At 70.5% G+C, this 15,070-nt stretch carries 13 protein-coding genes; 7 read left to right on the forward strand and 6 right to left on the reverse strand.

Features of this window, described 5'->3' with window-relative positions; all coding sequences use genetic code 11:
* The first annotated feature begins 3 nt into the window (after positions 1-3).
* Positions 4-669 carry a L,D-transpeptidase gene (locus BOSE46_RS02020; protein ID WP_159537780.1) on the forward strand — a complete coding sequence of 222 codons (666 nt, stop codon included), beginning with the start codon at positions 4-6 and terminating at the stop codon, positions 667-669.
* Between the two features lie 144 nt (positions 670-813).
* Here the strand turns inward: BOSE46_RS02020 and BOSE46_RS02025 are convergent, their stop codons facing one another.
* Positions 814-2,223 carry a DEAD/DEAH box helicase gene (locus BOSE46_RS02025; protein WP_159537782.1) on the reverse strand — a complete coding sequence of 470 codons (1,410 nt, stop codon included), beginning with the start codon at positions 2,221-2,223 and terminating at the stop codon, positions 814-816.
* 113 nt (positions 2,224-2,336) lie between these two features.
* Here BOSE46_RS02025 and BOSE46_RS02030 point away from each other — a divergent pair, with 113 nt between their 5' ends.
* The gene (locus BOSE46_RS02030; protein ID WP_159537784.1) at positions 2,337-3,035 is read left to right on the forward strand and encodes a ferritin-like fold-containing protein; all 699 of its coding nucleotides are present in this window, start codon (positions 2,337-2,339) and stop codon (positions 3,033-3,035) included.
* A 65-nt stretch (positions 3,036-3,100) separates the two neighbouring features.
* Here BOSE46_RS02030 and BOSE46_RS02035 read toward each other — a convergent pair whose 3' ends face one another.
* The 5 genes from BOSE46_RS02035 to BOSE46_RS02055 are packed head-to-tail and all read right to left on the reverse strand — an operon-like array spanning position 3,101 to position 6,165.
* Complete coding sequence (locus BOSE46_RS02035; protein ID WP_159537787.1) at positions 3,101-4,327, reverse strand: RNA polymerase sigma factor; 1,227 nt, start codon at positions 4,325-4,327, stop codon at positions 3,101-3,103.
* 4 nt (positions 4,328-4,331) lie between these two features.
* Entirely contained in the window at positions 4,332-4,673 is a 342-nt protein-coding gene (locus BOSE46_RS02040; RefSeq protein WP_159537789.1) for a YciI family protein, read from the reverse strand.
* Between the two features lie 55 nt (positions 4,674-4,728).
* The gene (locus tag BOSE46_RS02045; RefSeq protein WP_159537791.1) at positions 4,729-5,253 is read right to left on the reverse strand and encodes a GrpB family protein; all 525 of its coding nucleotides are present in this window, start codon (positions 5,251-5,253) and stop codon (positions 4,729-4,731) included.
* 4 nt (positions 5,254-5,257) lie between these two features.
* Positions 5,258-5,518: a DUF3107 domain-containing protein gene (locus BOSE46_RS02050; RefSeq protein WP_371415492.1), complete on the reverse strand. Its 261-nt coding sequence runs from the start codon at positions 5,516-5,518 to the stop codon at positions 5,258-5,260.
* Positions 5,515-6,165 carry a TetR/AcrR family transcriptional regulator gene (locus BOSE46_RS02055; protein ID WP_159539324.1) on the reverse strand — a complete coding sequence of 217 codons (651 nt, stop codon included), beginning with the start codon at positions 6,163-6,165 and terminating at the stop codon, positions 5,515-5,517. Before BOSE46_RS02055 ends, BOSE46_RS02050 begins: the two co-directional genes overlap by 4 nt.
* Positions 6,166-6,246: 81 nt before the next feature.
* Between BOSE46_RS02055 and moeZ the strand changes: the two genes are divergently transcribed.
* Genes moeZ through nudC form a run of 5 tightly spaced genes read left to right on the forward strand, consistent with a single transcriptional unit; the run spans position 6,247 to position 15,055 of the window.
* Positions 6,247-7,467 (forward strand): adenylyltransferase/sulfurtransferase MoeZ, encoded by a 1,221-nt coding sequence (gene moeZ / locus BOSE46_RS02060; RefSeq protein ID WP_159537793.1) that lies wholly within the window; start codon positions 6,247-6,249, stop codon positions 7,465-7,467.
* A 29-nt stretch (positions 7,468-7,496) separates the two neighbouring features.
* Positions 7,497-7,793, forward strand: a complete 297-nt coding sequence (locus BOSE46_RS02065) for an MGMT family protein (protein WP_159537795.1) — start codon at positions 7,497-7,499, stop codon at positions 7,791-7,793.
* A 30-nt stretch (positions 7,794-7,823) separates the two neighbouring features.
* Complete coding sequence (locus tag BOSE46_RS02070) at positions 7,824-11,051, forward strand: ATP-dependent DNA helicase (RefSeq protein ID WP_159537797.1); 3,228 nt, start codon at positions 7,824-7,826, stop codon at positions 11,049-11,051.
* A 13-nt stretch (positions 11,052-11,064) separates the two neighbouring features.
* The gene (locus BOSE46_RS02075) at positions 11,065-14,190 is read left to right on the forward strand and encodes an ATP-dependent DNA helicase (RefSeq protein ID WP_201299557.1); all 3,126 of its coding nucleotides are present in this window, start codon (positions 11,065-11,067) and stop codon (positions 14,188-14,190) included.
* A 4-nt stretch (positions 14,191-14,194) separates the two neighbouring features.
* On the forward strand, positions 14,195-15,055 hold the full coding sequence (nudC, locus tag BOSE46_RS02080) for an NAD(+) diphosphatase (protein ID WP_201299476.1): 861 nt from the start codon (positions 14,195-14,197) through the stop codon (positions 15,053-15,055).
* Positions 15,056-15,070 lie beyond the last annotated feature (15 nt).

Genomic DNA, 15,070 nt, shown 5'->3' on the forward strand with positions numbered 1-15,070 from the left:
GGCGTGTCCAAGCACCGCGCCTCCCATCGCATGGTCCGCCGGCGGGGACGTGTCGGCGCACTGGGGCTTGCCGTGGCCATCACGATCGCCGTCGGCGGCGCGGCCGTCGGCATCCTGCCGCAGCTCAAGGCCGACCGTGCGGCGGCCGACACGTCATCGGCGCTGGCACCCGCCGCGATCGAGACCGCAGCGCTCGACACGCTCGTCATCCCCGAACCCGCCCCGAAGCGGCGTGCGGCAGCGGCCAGCGTCACCAAGGTCGCTGCGCTGCCCGCAGGCTCTGGCACCGGGCGACGCATCGTGTTCGACCAGAGCGATCAGCGGGTCTGGCTCGTCGAGGACGACAGCACGGTCGAGCGTACGTATCCCGTCTCGGGCAGCCGCTTCAACAACCTGCAGCCGGGGACCTACACGGTGCAGTCCAAGTCCCGCCACGCCGGAGCGTTCGACGGCAGCGGATCGATGGAGTACTTCGTACGCTTCGCGACCGGCTTCAGCGAGCCGATCGGCTTCCACTCCGTGCCACGCGACAACTCCGGCAACCTCGAGCAGACCAAGGACGAGCTAGGCACCCGGCTGTCCGCAGGATGCGTACGCCAGTGGCTGCCCGACGCGATCGCCCTGTGGGACTTCGCCCCGGTGGGCACCAAGGTCGTCGTCACCGCCTGAGCCCGACGGCTGAGGGTGGGGGGCCGACGGCTGACGGGTCACTTTTGGCCCACTGACGGGTCGGTTGTGGTCGCCCAAACTGGGCAAGAACTGACCCGTCAGTGGGCCAAAAGTGACCCCTCAGCGTACGTCGGGCTGAGGTGACTAGTCGGTCTTGGCGACCGGGGCTCCGCCGCGCGAACGCGTGCGGTTGCGGTTGCGACGGGGACGCTGTCCGCCCTCGCTCTGCTTGTCGCCGCCCGAGGACTGCTGCGACTTCTGCTCGCCACCGCGTCCGCCGCGGTCTCCACCGCTGTGCTCGCCACCGCGACCACCGCCACCACGACCGCGTCCGCCGCGGTCGTCGTCCTTCTTGGGCTCACGCGGCGACGGATCCTTGATGCGACCCTTGACGCCGCGGTCGATGCCGAGGTCGTGGAACAGGTGGTCCGACGTCGAGTAGGTCTCCTGCGGCTCGTCGAACGGCAGGCCCAGCTCGGTGTTGATGAGCTTCCAGCGCACCAGGTCGGCCCAGTCGACGAACGTCACGGCGATGCCCGAGGCGCCGGCACGGCCCGTACGGCCGATCCGGTGGACGTACGTCTTGTGGTCCTCGGGGCAGTTGTAGTTGATGACGTGCGTGATGCCGGCGACGTCGATGCCGCGAGCGGCGACGTCGGTCGCGACGAGGATGTTGATCTTGCCCTCGCGGAAGCGGGTCAGGGCCTTCTCGCGTGCCGGCTGCGCCATGTCGCCGTGCAGCGGCGAGGCGGGGAAGCCGCGGTCGATCAGCTCGTCGGCGACGCGCTGCGCGGTGCGCTTGGTGCGCGTGAAGACCAGGACCTTGCCGACGTCGTCTGCCTGCAGGATGCGGCCGACGATCTCGGCCTTGTCCATCTCGTGCGCCTGCCAGACGAACTGCGCCGTCGCCGGCACCATCTGGTTGTCCTCGCCGGACTCGGCGCGGATGTTCATGGGGTGGCGCATGTGCTTGCGGGCCAGCCCGACGATCGCGCCCGGCATCGTGGCCGAGAACAGCATCGTCTGGCGGGTCTCGGGCGTCTTGGCCAGCAGCGACTCGACGTCGGGCAGGAAGCCCAGGTCGAGCATCTCGTCGGCCTCGTCGAGGACGAGCGACTTGACGTGCGACAGGTCGAGCGCGCCGCGGTTGGCGAGGTCGAGCAGACGGCCGGGCGTACCGACGACGATGTCGACGCCGGTCTTGAGCGCGTCGAGCTGCGACTCGTAGGGGACGCCGCCGTAGATCGTCAGGTTGCGGGTGCCGCGGCGCTTGGACGCGATCTCGATGTCGCTGGCGACCTGGATCGCGAGCTCACGGGTCGGCGCGACGATGAGCGCCTGCGGCTTGCCGGCGACGATCTGGTCGTAGTCGGCGTCGTGGGGCGCGACCGTGCGCTGGATGACGGGGATGCCGAACGCCAGCGTCTTGCCGGTTCCGGTGCGCGCCTGACCGATCAGGTCGGTGCCCATGAGAGCGACGCCGAGCGTCATCTCCTGGATTGGGAAGGCTTCTTGGATGCCGACGTCACTCAGTGCGTCGGCGATCTCGGGCATGACGCCCAGATCTTTGAACGTAGTCAGGGTCTTCTCGAATTCTTGAGACTCGTGTGATTTCTGGGCCCAGTCTATCGTCTGGAGCGCCCGGCCTTCCCGCTACGCTGCGGAGCATGGCTTCCAAGAACGTTCCGCCGCCCTCGACGTTGGACGATCCGGTCTACCGCAGGGGCGTGATCGAGCTGCTGGGCATCCTGGCGTACGGCGAGATCAGCGCCTGCGAACGGCTCGCCGAGGACGCCAAGATGGCGCCCGACCTCAAGACGAAGGTCGAGATCGCGGCGATGGCGACGGCCGAGTTCGGGCACTTCGAGAAGCTCCGTGACCGGCTCGTCGAGATCGGCGAGGATCCCTACGAGACGATGCAGGAGTTCTCGACGATCTTCGAGCGGTTCCACCGGCAGACCGCGCCGTCGGACTGGCTCGAGGGCCTCGTCAAGGCGTACGTCGGCGATGGCCTGGCGGCAGACTTCTACCGCGAGATCGCGGCCTACCTCGACACCGACACCCGGGCGCTCGTGCTGGACACGTTGAGCGGCACGGGGCACTCCGACTTCGTCGTCGACGCCGTGCGTGGTGCGATCGAGAAGGATCCGCGAGTCGGTGGCCGGCTGGCGCTGTGGGGCCGGCGGCTCATGGGCGAGGCGCTCAGCCAGGCGCAGACCGTCGTCGCCGAGCGCGATGCGCTGAGCACGGTGCTGGTCGGCGGCGTCGACCATCCCGGCATGGACCTGGCCGGCATCGGCCGCATGTTCACCCGCCTCACCGAGGCCCACGCCGCCCGCATGGAAAAGCTGGGGTTGGCTGCCTGACCGTCGGAGCGGTGACTTAGGGCCCAGGCCGAGCATGCGCGTGGGCCCTAAGTCACCGCCCAGGCTCAGGACTCGCGCAGCTCGGCCGCGCGTTGCTCGAGCTGACGGCGCTCCTGCTCGGTCGGCGCGAGCTCGATCGCCTGCTCGACGGCGATCAGCGCCTCGTCGCGCAGGCCGGCGCGGCCCAGCAGGTCACCGCGTGCGGCGGCGACGAGGTAGTGCCCGGCCAGCCGGGGATCGTCGGCCGCCGTCTCGAGGGCGGCGAGGCCGGCGAGGGGACCGTCGCTCATGCCGACCGCGATCGCCCGGTTGAGCGCGATGACGGGTGTCGGCGCGATGTCGAGCAGCTCGTCGTAGAGCGCGACGATCCGCACCCAGTCGGTCTCGTCCGCCGACGGCGCCGTCGCATGAGCTGCGGCCAGGTCGGCCTGCACGGCGTACGGGCCCCGCACCGTCCATGGGCGGCGCAGCAGGGCGACCGCCTCGTCGATCTCCTCGTGGCGCCACCGCGACCGGTCCTGGTGCTCGAGCGTCACCCGCTCGCCCGCGACCTCGCGCGCGTCGCGCCGTGCGTGCTGCAGCAGCATCAAGGCCAGCAGGGCGCGCGTCTCGTCCGACTTCGGCATGAGCCCGACCAGCAGCCGGGCGAGCCGGATCGCCTCGTCGGCGAGCGAGCCGGCGCCGGTCGCGTAGCCTTCGGTGAACACGAGGTAGACCACGACGAGCACGCCGTCGACGCGCTCGGCGAAGTCGTCGGTCGGTACGCGGTAGGGGATGCCGGCATGCGCGATCTTCTGCTTCGCCCGCAGGAGGCGCTGTCCCATCGTCGCCTCCGAGGTCAGGAACGCCCGCCCGATCGCGCCTGTCGAGAGTCCGGAGACGACCTTGAGCGTCAGGGCCACGCGGGCTTCGAGAGCGAGCGCCGGGTGGCAGCACGTGAAGACCAGCCGCAGGCGGTCATCGCCCATCGGTGAGGCCTCGGGTCCCTCCCCGGTCAGCTCCTCGAGCTCGGCGAGGTCGGCGAGCTTGCCGCGCTCGACCTGGGCGCGGCGCAGCACGTCGATCGCCCGGCGCCTGGCTGTCGCCGTGAGCCACGCGGCAGGGTTGTCGGGTATGCCGTCGCGGGGCCAGGTCACCAGGGCACGCTCGGCGGCGTCGGACACCGCGTCCTCCGCGAGGTCCCAGTTGCCGGTCGTACGGATGAGGGAGGCGACGATGCGCAGCCGTTGCTCCGCCATGGCCTCGGTGAGCGCGCGACGGATGTCGTCCGCCGCGCCCCCACCGTCGGTCATGCGCTCAGCCCTCGAACGGCCAGAACGGACGCACCTCGATGGTGCCGGCTGCTGACATCGGGTGCGTCGCGGCGATGGCAATGGCCTCGTCGAGGTCGTCGCACTCGAGGATGTCGAAACCGGCGATCCACTCACGGGTCTCGGTGAACGGGCCGTCGGTGATCAGGAGCTCACCACCGCGCCGGCGGATCGTCGTGGCGGACTCGGGCGGCCGCAACCGCTGGCCGTCGAGCCGCTTGCCGCTGCCGTCGTGCTTGGCCACCCAGTCCTCGACCTTGTCGACCGCCGGGTCGCTGGGGCGGTCGGCGGCCTCGGGGTCGCTCACGATCAACATCATGTACTTCATGCCTGCTCCTTCGATCGGATCTCATCGTCGTACACAGGCACGACGAACGGGCCACCTACGAATCCGACAGGATCTGCTCGACGACCGAAGATTTCTCGTCGGCGTAGTCCTGCACGTGCTCCCAGTGCTGCGCGGCGAGGCGCTGCTTCGTCGTCAGGTAGAGCTCGAGCGCGGCCGGATCGGCGCGCAGCCGGTCACGGAACATGATCATCCGGTCGTGCTCCGGGGAACCGTCGGTGAACACGTGCAGGTTGACCCGTGGCTCCTCGAGGCGCAGCAGCCGGTGCTCGTGCCAGCCGGGTTCGCGGACATGCAGGACGTAGCCGATCGCCTCGAGCGCCGGGACGTACGCGGACTCGTCGGCGCTGTCGACGACGAGCAGGTTGATGTCGATGATCGGCTTGGCGGCCAGCCCGGGCACCGACGTCGAGCCGACGTGCTCGACCGCGGTCGCGACGGGTCCCAACGCCGTACGGATGCCAGCTGCAAGCGTCTCGTACGTCGCCGCCCAGGCAGGGTCGTACGGGGACAGCACGATCGAGCCGTCCACCCGCGTCGGCGGAAGGACGTACTCGGTCACGCGCTTACTTCGAGGCGGCGGTGACGGCTTCGCTCGCGGCGAGGCCGAAGCCGACCTTGCGTCCGAGGTCTGACGTGAAGTCGAGGTAGGCGACCTTGCTGGCCGGCACCGCTACCGTACGGCCCTTGGTGTCGGTCAGGGTGAACACCGCGTCGTCCTTGAGCGCGGTGTCGAGCGCCTTGAGCACGGCGTCGGGCGTCGACTCGGTTGCCACTGACAGCTCACGCGCGGCGTGCTGCACGCCGATCTTGACCTCCACGGTCACTCATCTCCTTTGATGTCATCTTCGTTGCGGGGGAATGCGCCGATGCCGCGCCAGGCGAGGCCGGCGACGAGCTGGACGGCTTCGCTGCGGGTCAGGCTCGAGTCCTGCGACAGCCAGTTGCGGGCGCCGACATGGCCCATGCCGACGAGGCTGACGGCCAGCAGGTGCGATGACGCGACCGGGAGGCCGGTGTCCTCGCGGATGACCTCGGCGATCGCGGACGCCGACTCCTCGATGACGCGGTCGATCTGCTCGCGTACGGACGGGTCGCTCGTGAGGTCGGACTCGAAGACGAGGCGGAACGCGGCACCCTGGTCGGCGACGTAGTCGTACCAGAGCTCCATCGTGGCCCGGACGCGCTTGCGGTTGTCCGTCGTCGAGGCCAGCGCCGTCCGGACGCCCTCGATGACCGTGTCGCACGAGGTCTCGAGCAGCGCGAGGTAGAGGTCGAGCTTGCCGGGGAAGTGCTGGTAGAGCACGGGCTTGGAGACGCCCGCGCGCTCGGCGATCTCGTCCATCGAGGCGGAGTGGTAGCCCTGCTCGACGAACACCTCGAGCGCGACCTCCAGCAGCTGGGCGCGCCGTGCCGTGCGAGGCAGGCGGCTCGTGCGCGGACGCAGCGGGGTGGTTTCGGTCACGCGCCCCAGAGTAGTCGGTGCTGCCCGACATCCGGACGCCCACCGGCGGCGTTGCGTCGCCGGGGAACAATGGACGGTGGATGCGGTGTTATGCCGCCAGATCCGTTTGCACCGCACCGCAAGCACAGAGGAGAACCCGTGGTCGCCCCACTCGTGGAACCCGCCGACGAACTCACGATCGACGAGGTCCGCCGCTACAGCCGGCACCTGATCATCCCCGACGTCGGCATGACGGGCCAGAAGCGGCTCAAGAACGCCAAGGTGCTCGTGATCGGCGCCGGCGGCCTCGGCAGCCCCGCGCTGCTCTACCTCGCCGCGGCGGGTGTCGGCACGCTCGGCATCATCGACGACGACGTCGTCGACGAGTCCAACCTGCAGCGCCAGATCATCCACGGGCAGTCCGACATCGACAAGCCCAAGGCCGAGTCGGCCGCGGCATCGGTCGCCGAGACCAACCCGTACGTCAAGACGATCGTGCACAACGAGCGGCTCGACAACGACAACGTGCTCGAGATCTTCAGCCAGTACGACCTGATCGTCGACGGCACCGACAACTTCGCGACGCGCTACCTCGTCAACGACGCGGCCGTGCTGCTCGGCAAGCCGTACGTCTGGGGCTCGATCTACCGGTTCGAGGGCCAGGTGTCGGTGTTCTGGGCGCAGGAGGGCCCGCAGTACCGCGACCTCTACCCCGAGCCGCCGCCGCCGGGTATGGTCCCGTCGTGCGCCGAGGGTGGCGTGCTGGGCGTCCTGTGCGCCTCGATCGGCTCGATCATGGTGACCGAGGCGATCAAGCTCATCACCGGCATCGGCGACCCGCTGATCGGCCGGCTGATGGTCTACGACGCGCTGGAGATGCGCTACTCGACCCTCAACATCCGCCGCGACCCGACCGGTGTGCCGATCACGGGCCTGATGGACGACTACGAGGCGTTCTGCGGCGCGATCAGCGAGGAGGCGGCCGAGGCCGCAGCCGACTCGACGATCTCGGTGACGACGCTCGACGGCTGGCTCAAGGAGCGCAACGACGGCGGGCGCGACTTCGTGCTGGTCGACGTACGCGAGCCCGGTGAGTACGAGATCAACAAGATCCCCGGCTCGATCCTGATCCCCAAGGGCGAGTTCCTCAACGGCAAGGCCCTCGAGCAGCTGCCCGGCGACAAGCAGATCGTGCTGCACTGCAAGTCCGGCGTACGTTCGGCCGAGGCGCTGGCCGTGCTCAAGGGCGCGGGCTACAAGGACTCCGTGCACGTCGGCGGCGGCGTCGTGGCCTGGGTCAACCAGATCGACCCGAGCCAGCCCTCGTACTGATCCAGCCCCGCCCACGGCAGAGTGGTCCCATGGATCGTGAGTTCGTGGAGCGGGTGCTGGACCTGGTCGAGCGGATCCCGATCGGCCGGGCCGTGTCGTACGGTGCGATCGCCGAGCACCTGTCCGCCGGCTTCGGCCCGCGCTACGTCGGCCGGGTCATGGCGATGGAAGGTCACGCCGTGCCCTGGTGGCGCGTCGTACGAGCAGATGGGGCCATGGCTCCGCCGCTGATGGCCGAGGCACAGCTGCACTGGCTCGAGGAGGGCACGCCGGTCCGCAACGGCCGGGTCGACATGAAGAACGCGGCCTGGCGGTTCGACGGCTGAGTGTCACCCCCGTCTGGTGGGATGGGGGGTATGCCGGTGGAGTACGTGTTGGAGAGGCCGAGCGTCGAGCCGCTCGTCGCTCCGGTGCTCGACGCTGACCAACAAGCGGTCGTCGATCATCTCGGCGGGCCGCTGCTCGTGCTCGCCGGGCCGGGCACGGGCAAGACCACGACGCTCGTCGAGCTGGTCGTCGACCGGGTCGAGCGGGGCGATCGAGGGGAGCTCGGAGGCCTTGCTCCCGAGGAGATCCTCGTCCTGACATTCAGCCGCAAGGCAGCCGCTGAGATCCGCAGTCGCATCGCGCGCCGTCTCGACCGCACGACGGCGACCACGCCGGCCATGACGTTCCACTCGTTCTGCTACGGCATGTTGCGCGCCGAGCAGGATCCCGGCGACTACGCCAGTCCCATGCGGCTGCTGAGCGCCCCGGAGCAGGACGCGGTCATCAGCGAGGTGCTCGCCGGCGCCGACCCCGCGACGTGGCCCGTCGAGCTGCGCCAGGCACTGCAGACGCGCGGCATGGCGACCGAGCTCCAACGCCTCATGGCGACGGCTCGCTCGCGCGGCCTCGACGCGTACGACCTCGAGCGACTCGGCGAGGCGACGGGGCGTGACGACTGGGTGGCCGCCGGCCAGTTCTTCGACGAGTACACCTCGGTCGCGGCGCTGCAGAACACGATCGACCACACCGACCTGATCTTCCAGGCCGTCAGACTGCTCGACGACGCCGCGCGCAGGGCCCGCTGGCGCGATCGGTTCTCGCTGATCGTCGTCGATGAGTACCAGGACACCGACCCTCTGCAGGTCCAGCTGCTCGAGGCGCTGGCCGGTGACGCGAGGGACCTGGTCGTGGTCGGCGATCCCTATCAGTCGATCTACGGGTTCCGCGGCGCCGACGTCCGCGGCATCCTCGACTTCGCCGACCGGTTCTCGACTCCCGCGGCGCGGGTCCCGATCATCACGTTGCGCCACACCAACCGCTACGGCCCGACGATCGGTGCCGCCGTGCGCTCGATCATCGACAATCGCGGCGTCCTCGGCGCGGTCGACGGCGAGGCATACGCCGCACTGCGGTCTCCGGTCTCTCGCACACGCGACGAAGGTGAGGTCACGGTGCAGACGTTCTCGTCGCCGACGGCCGAGGCCGAGCACATCGCGCTGCTGCTGCGCGAGGCCCACCTCCACGACGAGGTCGACTGGCACGACATGGCCGTCCTCGTGCGTTCGGGGATCCACGTCGGCCGCCTCCAGCGCGCCCTCACGGCGGCGGGCGTGCCGGTGGAGGTGGCCGGCGACGAGATCCCGCTGGCCGTCGAGCCCGCAGTGCGCACGCTGCTCTCGGCGGTGCACGCCGCCGACGAGATGCAGGCCGGCCAGACCCTCGATCCCGCCTCGGCTGCCGCCCTGCTGACCGGGCCGCTCGGCGGGCTCGACGCTGCGTCGTTGCGCCGACTGGGCCGGGTCCTCCGACGTGACGCGGCCAAGGACGGCAGCAACCCCCCGCCGTCTCGTGTCCTCGTCGCCGAGGCGCTGTCCGACCCCGCTCACCTCAGTTCGCTCGCCCGACCCGGCAGCCCCGAGGGCGACGCGGTGGTTGCTGCCGCCCGGCTCGCCCGGCTGCTCAAGGTCGCCGCCGAGCAGATCGCCGTTCGCGAGTCCGCCGAGCAGGTGCTCTGGACGATCTGGGAGAAGTCCGGGTGGAACCGGCGGCTCGAGGCCGAGGCCACCGGAGGTGGCGAGGGCGCTGCCCGGGCCAACCACGACCTCGACGCGCTCGTAGCCCTGTTCGTCGAGGCGGCGCGCGCCGAGGAGCAGCAGGCACGCCTGGGCATCGCCGAGGTCGTCAAGCGGCTCGAGGCCCAGCAGATCCCGGCCGACAACCTCGCCCAGCAGGGCACGGGAGCCCGGGCCGTCCAGCTCATGACGGCGCACCGCGCCAAGGGTCTCGAGTGGCCGCTCGTGGTCGTCGCGGGTGTGCAGGACGGCGAGTGGCCCGACGTCCGCATGCGCGGCAGCCTGCTGCAAGGCGACCGGCTCGGCCCGGACGGCCTGCTGCCTCCGCCCGCGGCGCGCGAGGCACTTGCAGAGGAGCGCAGGCTGTTCTACGTCGCCTGCAGCCGTGCCCGGTCGCGACTCGTCGTGACCGCCGTGGCCAGCGGCGACGACGCCGGTGCCCAGCCGTCCCGGTTCGTCGGCGAGCTGCACGCCCACACGATGGGCGCCACGGGTCGCGTGCTGCCCGGCACGCGCCACCGTCCACGTCGCGCACTCAACCTTCGCGGCGCCGTGGCGGAGCTGCGCCGACTCGGGGAGTCGACCGACGACCCGGCCGTACGCGCGCGGGCCGCCGAGCTGCTGGCACGCCTCGCGGAGCACCCGCGGGCCCGTTCGGCGCACCCTGACCAGTGGTGGGGCCTGCGCGAGATCACCACCAACGACACACCGATGCACGACCCCGCCGAGCCCTTGCGGATGTCGGGCAGCTCGGTGTCGACCCTCGCCGAGTGCCCGCTCAAGTGGTTCCTCGGCCACGAGGCCCGCGGCGAACGTGGGACCACAGCGGCGCAGGGATTCGGCTCGATCGTCCACGCGATCGCCGCAGAGGTGGTGACCGCCGGCCTCGATCCCGATCCCGATCGGCTCGCCGAGCACCTCGACGGGGTGTGGCACCAGCTCGAGTACGCGCCGTGGGTCGGCGCCCGCGAGCGCGCTGCCGCCAAGGAGTCGATCGAGCGGTTCTGCCGCTGGCACCTCGAGCACGGCCGCGAGGTCCTGGCCGCCGAGCACCGGTTCGAGGTGACGACCGACGTCGACGGCCGCCCCGTGGTGCTCAACGGCTCGATGGACCGTGTCGAGCTCAGTGACGACGGCGTCCACGTCGTCGACCTCAAGACCTCCCGCACGATGCCCACCGGGCCCAAGATCGCCGAGCACCCGCAGCTCGGCTTCTACCAGCTCGCGGTCGCGCAGGGCGCGACCGAAGACCTCGCCTCCGGCGCGCCGGCCGCAGGCGCCGAGCTGGTCCAGCTCCGCAACGACACCAAGGGCGTACCCGGCTATCCCAAGGTGCAGCCTCAGGACGCTCCTCGTGGTGACGAGCCGTTCTTCGCCGTCGAGCAGCTCCGCCGATCCGTGCATGCGGTCGACGCCGAGGAGTTCCCGGCGACGGCTTCGCTCGACGCGTGCCAGTACTGCGAGTTCGCCCGGGTGTGCCCGGCCAAGGACGAGGGTGCCTCGATTCTCACGGAGCGCGCATGAGCGAGGGAATCACGTGACCACCCGACTCGTACGCGACGAGGACCACCTGCGGGAGATCCTCGGCATCCCCTTCACCCAGCCGCAGATGGACGCCATCACGGCGGGTCCCGACCGGCCCAGCGCCATCATCGCGGGCGCGGGGTCCGGCAAGACGACCGTCATGGCGGCTCGTGTCGTGTGGCTTGTCGGACACCTGGGCGCGCCGCCCGAGCGCGTGCTCGGATTGACGTTCACGACCAAGGCCGCCGCAGAGCTCGGTCAGCGCATCCGCGCGAGCCTCGAGCGGCTCGGGGTCGAGCTCGACGGTGAGCCGACCACCGCGACCTATCACGCATTCGCCGGCTCCCTGATCGCCGAGCACGGCCTGCGGCTGGGCGTGGAACCCGATCTGCGCATCGTCTCGGACGCATCGCGCTTCCAGCGCATGGCGAGGTCGATCGAGTCGTTCGACGGCTCGCTCGGCGCCATCACGACGTACGTCCCGTCGCTCGTGGGGCAGGTCATGGGGCTCGACGGTCAGCTCTCCGAGCACCTCGTGAGCACCGATCAGCTGCGCGCACACGACCTCGACGTGATCCACGCCTACGAGACCGCCGACAAGCCGCCGGCGGTGCTGCGCGATGCGGCATCAGCGGCGCTGCGGCGCATCGAGCTCAGCCATCTCGTCGACCGCTACCAGCAGGCCAAGGTGGACGACGGGGTCATGGACTTCTCCGACCAGATGGCCTGGGGTGCCCGGCTCGCCAACCTGCCGCAGGTGGGTGAGGCGTTGCGGGAGCGCTACGACGTCGTGCTCCTCGACGAGTACCAGGACACGTCGGTCGCGCAGCGCGACCTGCTCCAGGCGCTGTTCTCCGGTGACGACCCGGCGAGCGGCCGCGGTCACCCGGTCACCGCGGTCGGCGACCCTGCTCAGGGCATCTACGGCTGGCGCGGCGCTGCGACGGGCAACCTCGAGGGCTTCCTCGACGACTTCCCGGCCACTGACGGGGGCCGCGGCAGGCTGTTCTCACTCGTGGAGACCCGGCGGTGTGCCCCCGAGATCATCGCCGTGGCCAACCACCTCGCGGCGCCCTTCTACGCCTCGTCGTCCTCGGTCAAGCCGCTCGAGTCGGCGGTCGACGCGCAGGGTACGGTCGACATCTCGTTGCACGCGACGGTCGACGACGAGGTCCGCGCCCTCGTCGAGGGGATCCGCAACACCCCGGGACGCCTGCGCGACATCGCGATCCTGGTCCGCGTGGGTCGCGAGAACGGTGCCATCGTGCAAGCTCTCCGCGAGGCGCACATCCCGTTCGAGATCGTGGGACTCGCCGGTCTGCTGTCCCAGCCCGAGGTGCTCGACGTCCTGTCGTTGCTCGAGGTGGTCGAGGACGTCACGGCCAATCCCGCGATGCTGCGCCTGCTGACCGGGTCGCGCTGGCGGATCGGCCCGCGCGACCTTGCCCTACTCGGTCGCCGCGCCTCCGCGCTCAGCGGTCGGGCGTCCCGCGGCAGCGCTGACCCCACGCTCGCGGATGAGCTGGCCCGCGCGGTGGAGGGCACCGACCCGACCGAGATCGTGTCGCTCGCAGACGCCGTCGACGATCCCGGCGACCTGCCCTACTCCGACGAGGCACGCTCCAGGTTCGCCGAGATCGCGCACCTGGTCGCTTCAGTACGCGCGCACGTCAGCGATCCTCTGCTGGACCTCGCCCGTCGCGCTGTGCGCGCGCTCGACCTCGACATCGAGCTCGAGGCCGGTGACGTGTCCGGCGGCGCCGACAACGTCGCCCTCTTGCTCGAGGCCGTGGCGTCCTACGCCGGCACCGATCGCTATGCCTCGTTGTCCGGCCTGGTCGCCTACCTGGCCGCCGAGGAGTTCTACAACGAAGGCATGGAGGTCTCGACGCCGTCCGAGGCCGAGTCGGTCAAGCTCCTGACGATCCACAAGTCCAAGGGCCTCGAGTGGCCGACGGTCTTCGTCCCGCTCGTGTCCGGCACGATCTTCCCCTCGACCCGCGGCCGCGGCCGGTGGACCACCAGCGCGCAGACCCTGCCAGTCGCGTTGCGCGGCGATGCGGCCAGCCTGCCCGACATCGAGGACTGGACCCCCGCCGCCAACAAGGACTTCATGGCAGCCGACCGGGCCGATGCGTTGATGGAGGAACGCCGTCTGGCCTACGTCGCCTACACCCGCGCCGCCCGGCGGCTCGTCGTCAGCGGGCACTGGTGGGGCCGTACGCAGCAGAAGCCGCTCGGACCGTCGCCGTTCCTCATCGAGACCCGTGACTTCCTCGAGGGCCAAGGGGTCAAGCCATCGGTGTGGGCCGACCAGCCCGACGACGACGAGACCAACCCGCACCTCGTGCTCGCCGACGGCATCCCGTGGCCGGCCGGGTTGCCGGCGCTCGGCGGCAGGCATGCCCTGGCCGGCGACGTCCGGGCAGCACTCGCGGGCGCGCTCGACGTACCGGAGCCCACCGATCCCGAGGCTCCGGAGCTGCGGCGCCTCGGCGAGCTCGAGAACGACATCGAGCTCCTGGTCGCCGAAGCCGCCGCTGACGACTCGCCGGTCCAGACCGTGCCGTGGCCGTCGACGATGTCGGCGACGGCCGCGATGGCACTGGAGAAGGATCCGGCCCAGTTCGCCCAGGACCTCGCCCGGCCGATGCCGCGACGTCCTTCCGGCGCAGCGCGGTTCGGCACCCGGTTCCACGCGTGGGTCGAGGCGCACTACGGCCAGCAGACGCTGCTCGATCCCACCGAGCTGCCCGGACGCGGCGACGTCGACCTCGAGTCCGACGAGGAGCTGGAGCAGGTGAAGGAGTCGTTCCGGCGCAGTCCCTATGCGGACCTGACGCCGGCGCAGATCGAGGCACCGTTCTCTCTCGTGCTCGGCGGGCAACAGTTCGTGGGTCGCATCGACGCGGTGTTCCAGACGCCCGAAGGCTTCGAGGTGGTCGACTGGAAGACCAACAAGCAGGCCACCGCCGACGAGCTGCAGCTCGCGATCTACCGGCTCGCCTGGGCGGAGCTGCGCGGCATCGACCCGGCGACCGTCACCGGGGCGTTCTACTACGTACGCCTCGGCGAGGTGAAGCGGTTCGACGACCTGCCCGGCCGCACCGAGCTCGAGCGGAGGCTCGGACTAGCGTAGAGACGTGGACTACGCCTTCGACCGCACCCAGCACGACCGAGCCGCACACCTCCGCAAGGACGACGCCTGGCGTACGCCCGACGTACGCGTCCTCGTCATCGGCGGTGAGCACGTCGCCACCGTCGGCGGCACCGGGATCCGGTGGATCAGCCTCGACGAGGCGCCGCAGGGCGAGTGGATCTTCCTGGGCATCAAGGACGGCATCCGCTACGCAGCCGTCATGGTCGACCGGGTCCCCGCAGAGCTCGAGCCGGTCAGCCTGCGCGTCCTCGGCCCGACGATCGCGGCCGACGAGGCGTCGCTCGGCGTGCACGCCGTGGGCATCGCCCGGTGGCACGAGAACCACCGCTTCTGCGCCAACTGCGGCCAGCCGAGCGACATGGCCGAGGCCGGCCACGTACGCATCTGCCCCGCGTGCGGCACGCACCACTTCCCGCGCACCGACCCCGCGGTCATCATGCTGATCACCGACGGCGACGATCGCGCGGTGCTGGGCCGGGGGCCGCAGTGGCCCGAGGGCCGGTTCTCGACGCTGGCGGGCTTCGTCGAGCCGGGGGAGTCGCTCGACGACGCCGTACGCCGTGAGGTCATGGAGGAGGTCGGCATCCAGGTCGGCGAGGTGACCTACGCGGCAAGCCAGCCGTGGCCCTTCCCGTCGAGCCTGATGCTCGGCTTCTTCGGCCAGGCGCTGACCACGGACATCACGATCGACGAGAACGAGATCGCGGAGGCGCGCTGGTTCACGCGCGACGACGTCACCGAGATGACGGCGGCCAGCGAGATGCTGCTGCCGCCCAACGTCTCGATCTCCCGCTGGCTCCTGCAGCAATGGCACGGAGGGACCATCCACGGCAAGTGGGCTTGACGTTGACGTAGCGTC

Origin of the sequence: Aeromicrobium sp. 9AM (assembly GCF_902506105.1) — a bacterium.
In the GTDB taxonomy this organism is placed as follows: Bacteria; Actinomycetota; Actinomycetes; order Propionibacteriales; family Nocardioidaceae; genus Aeromicrobium.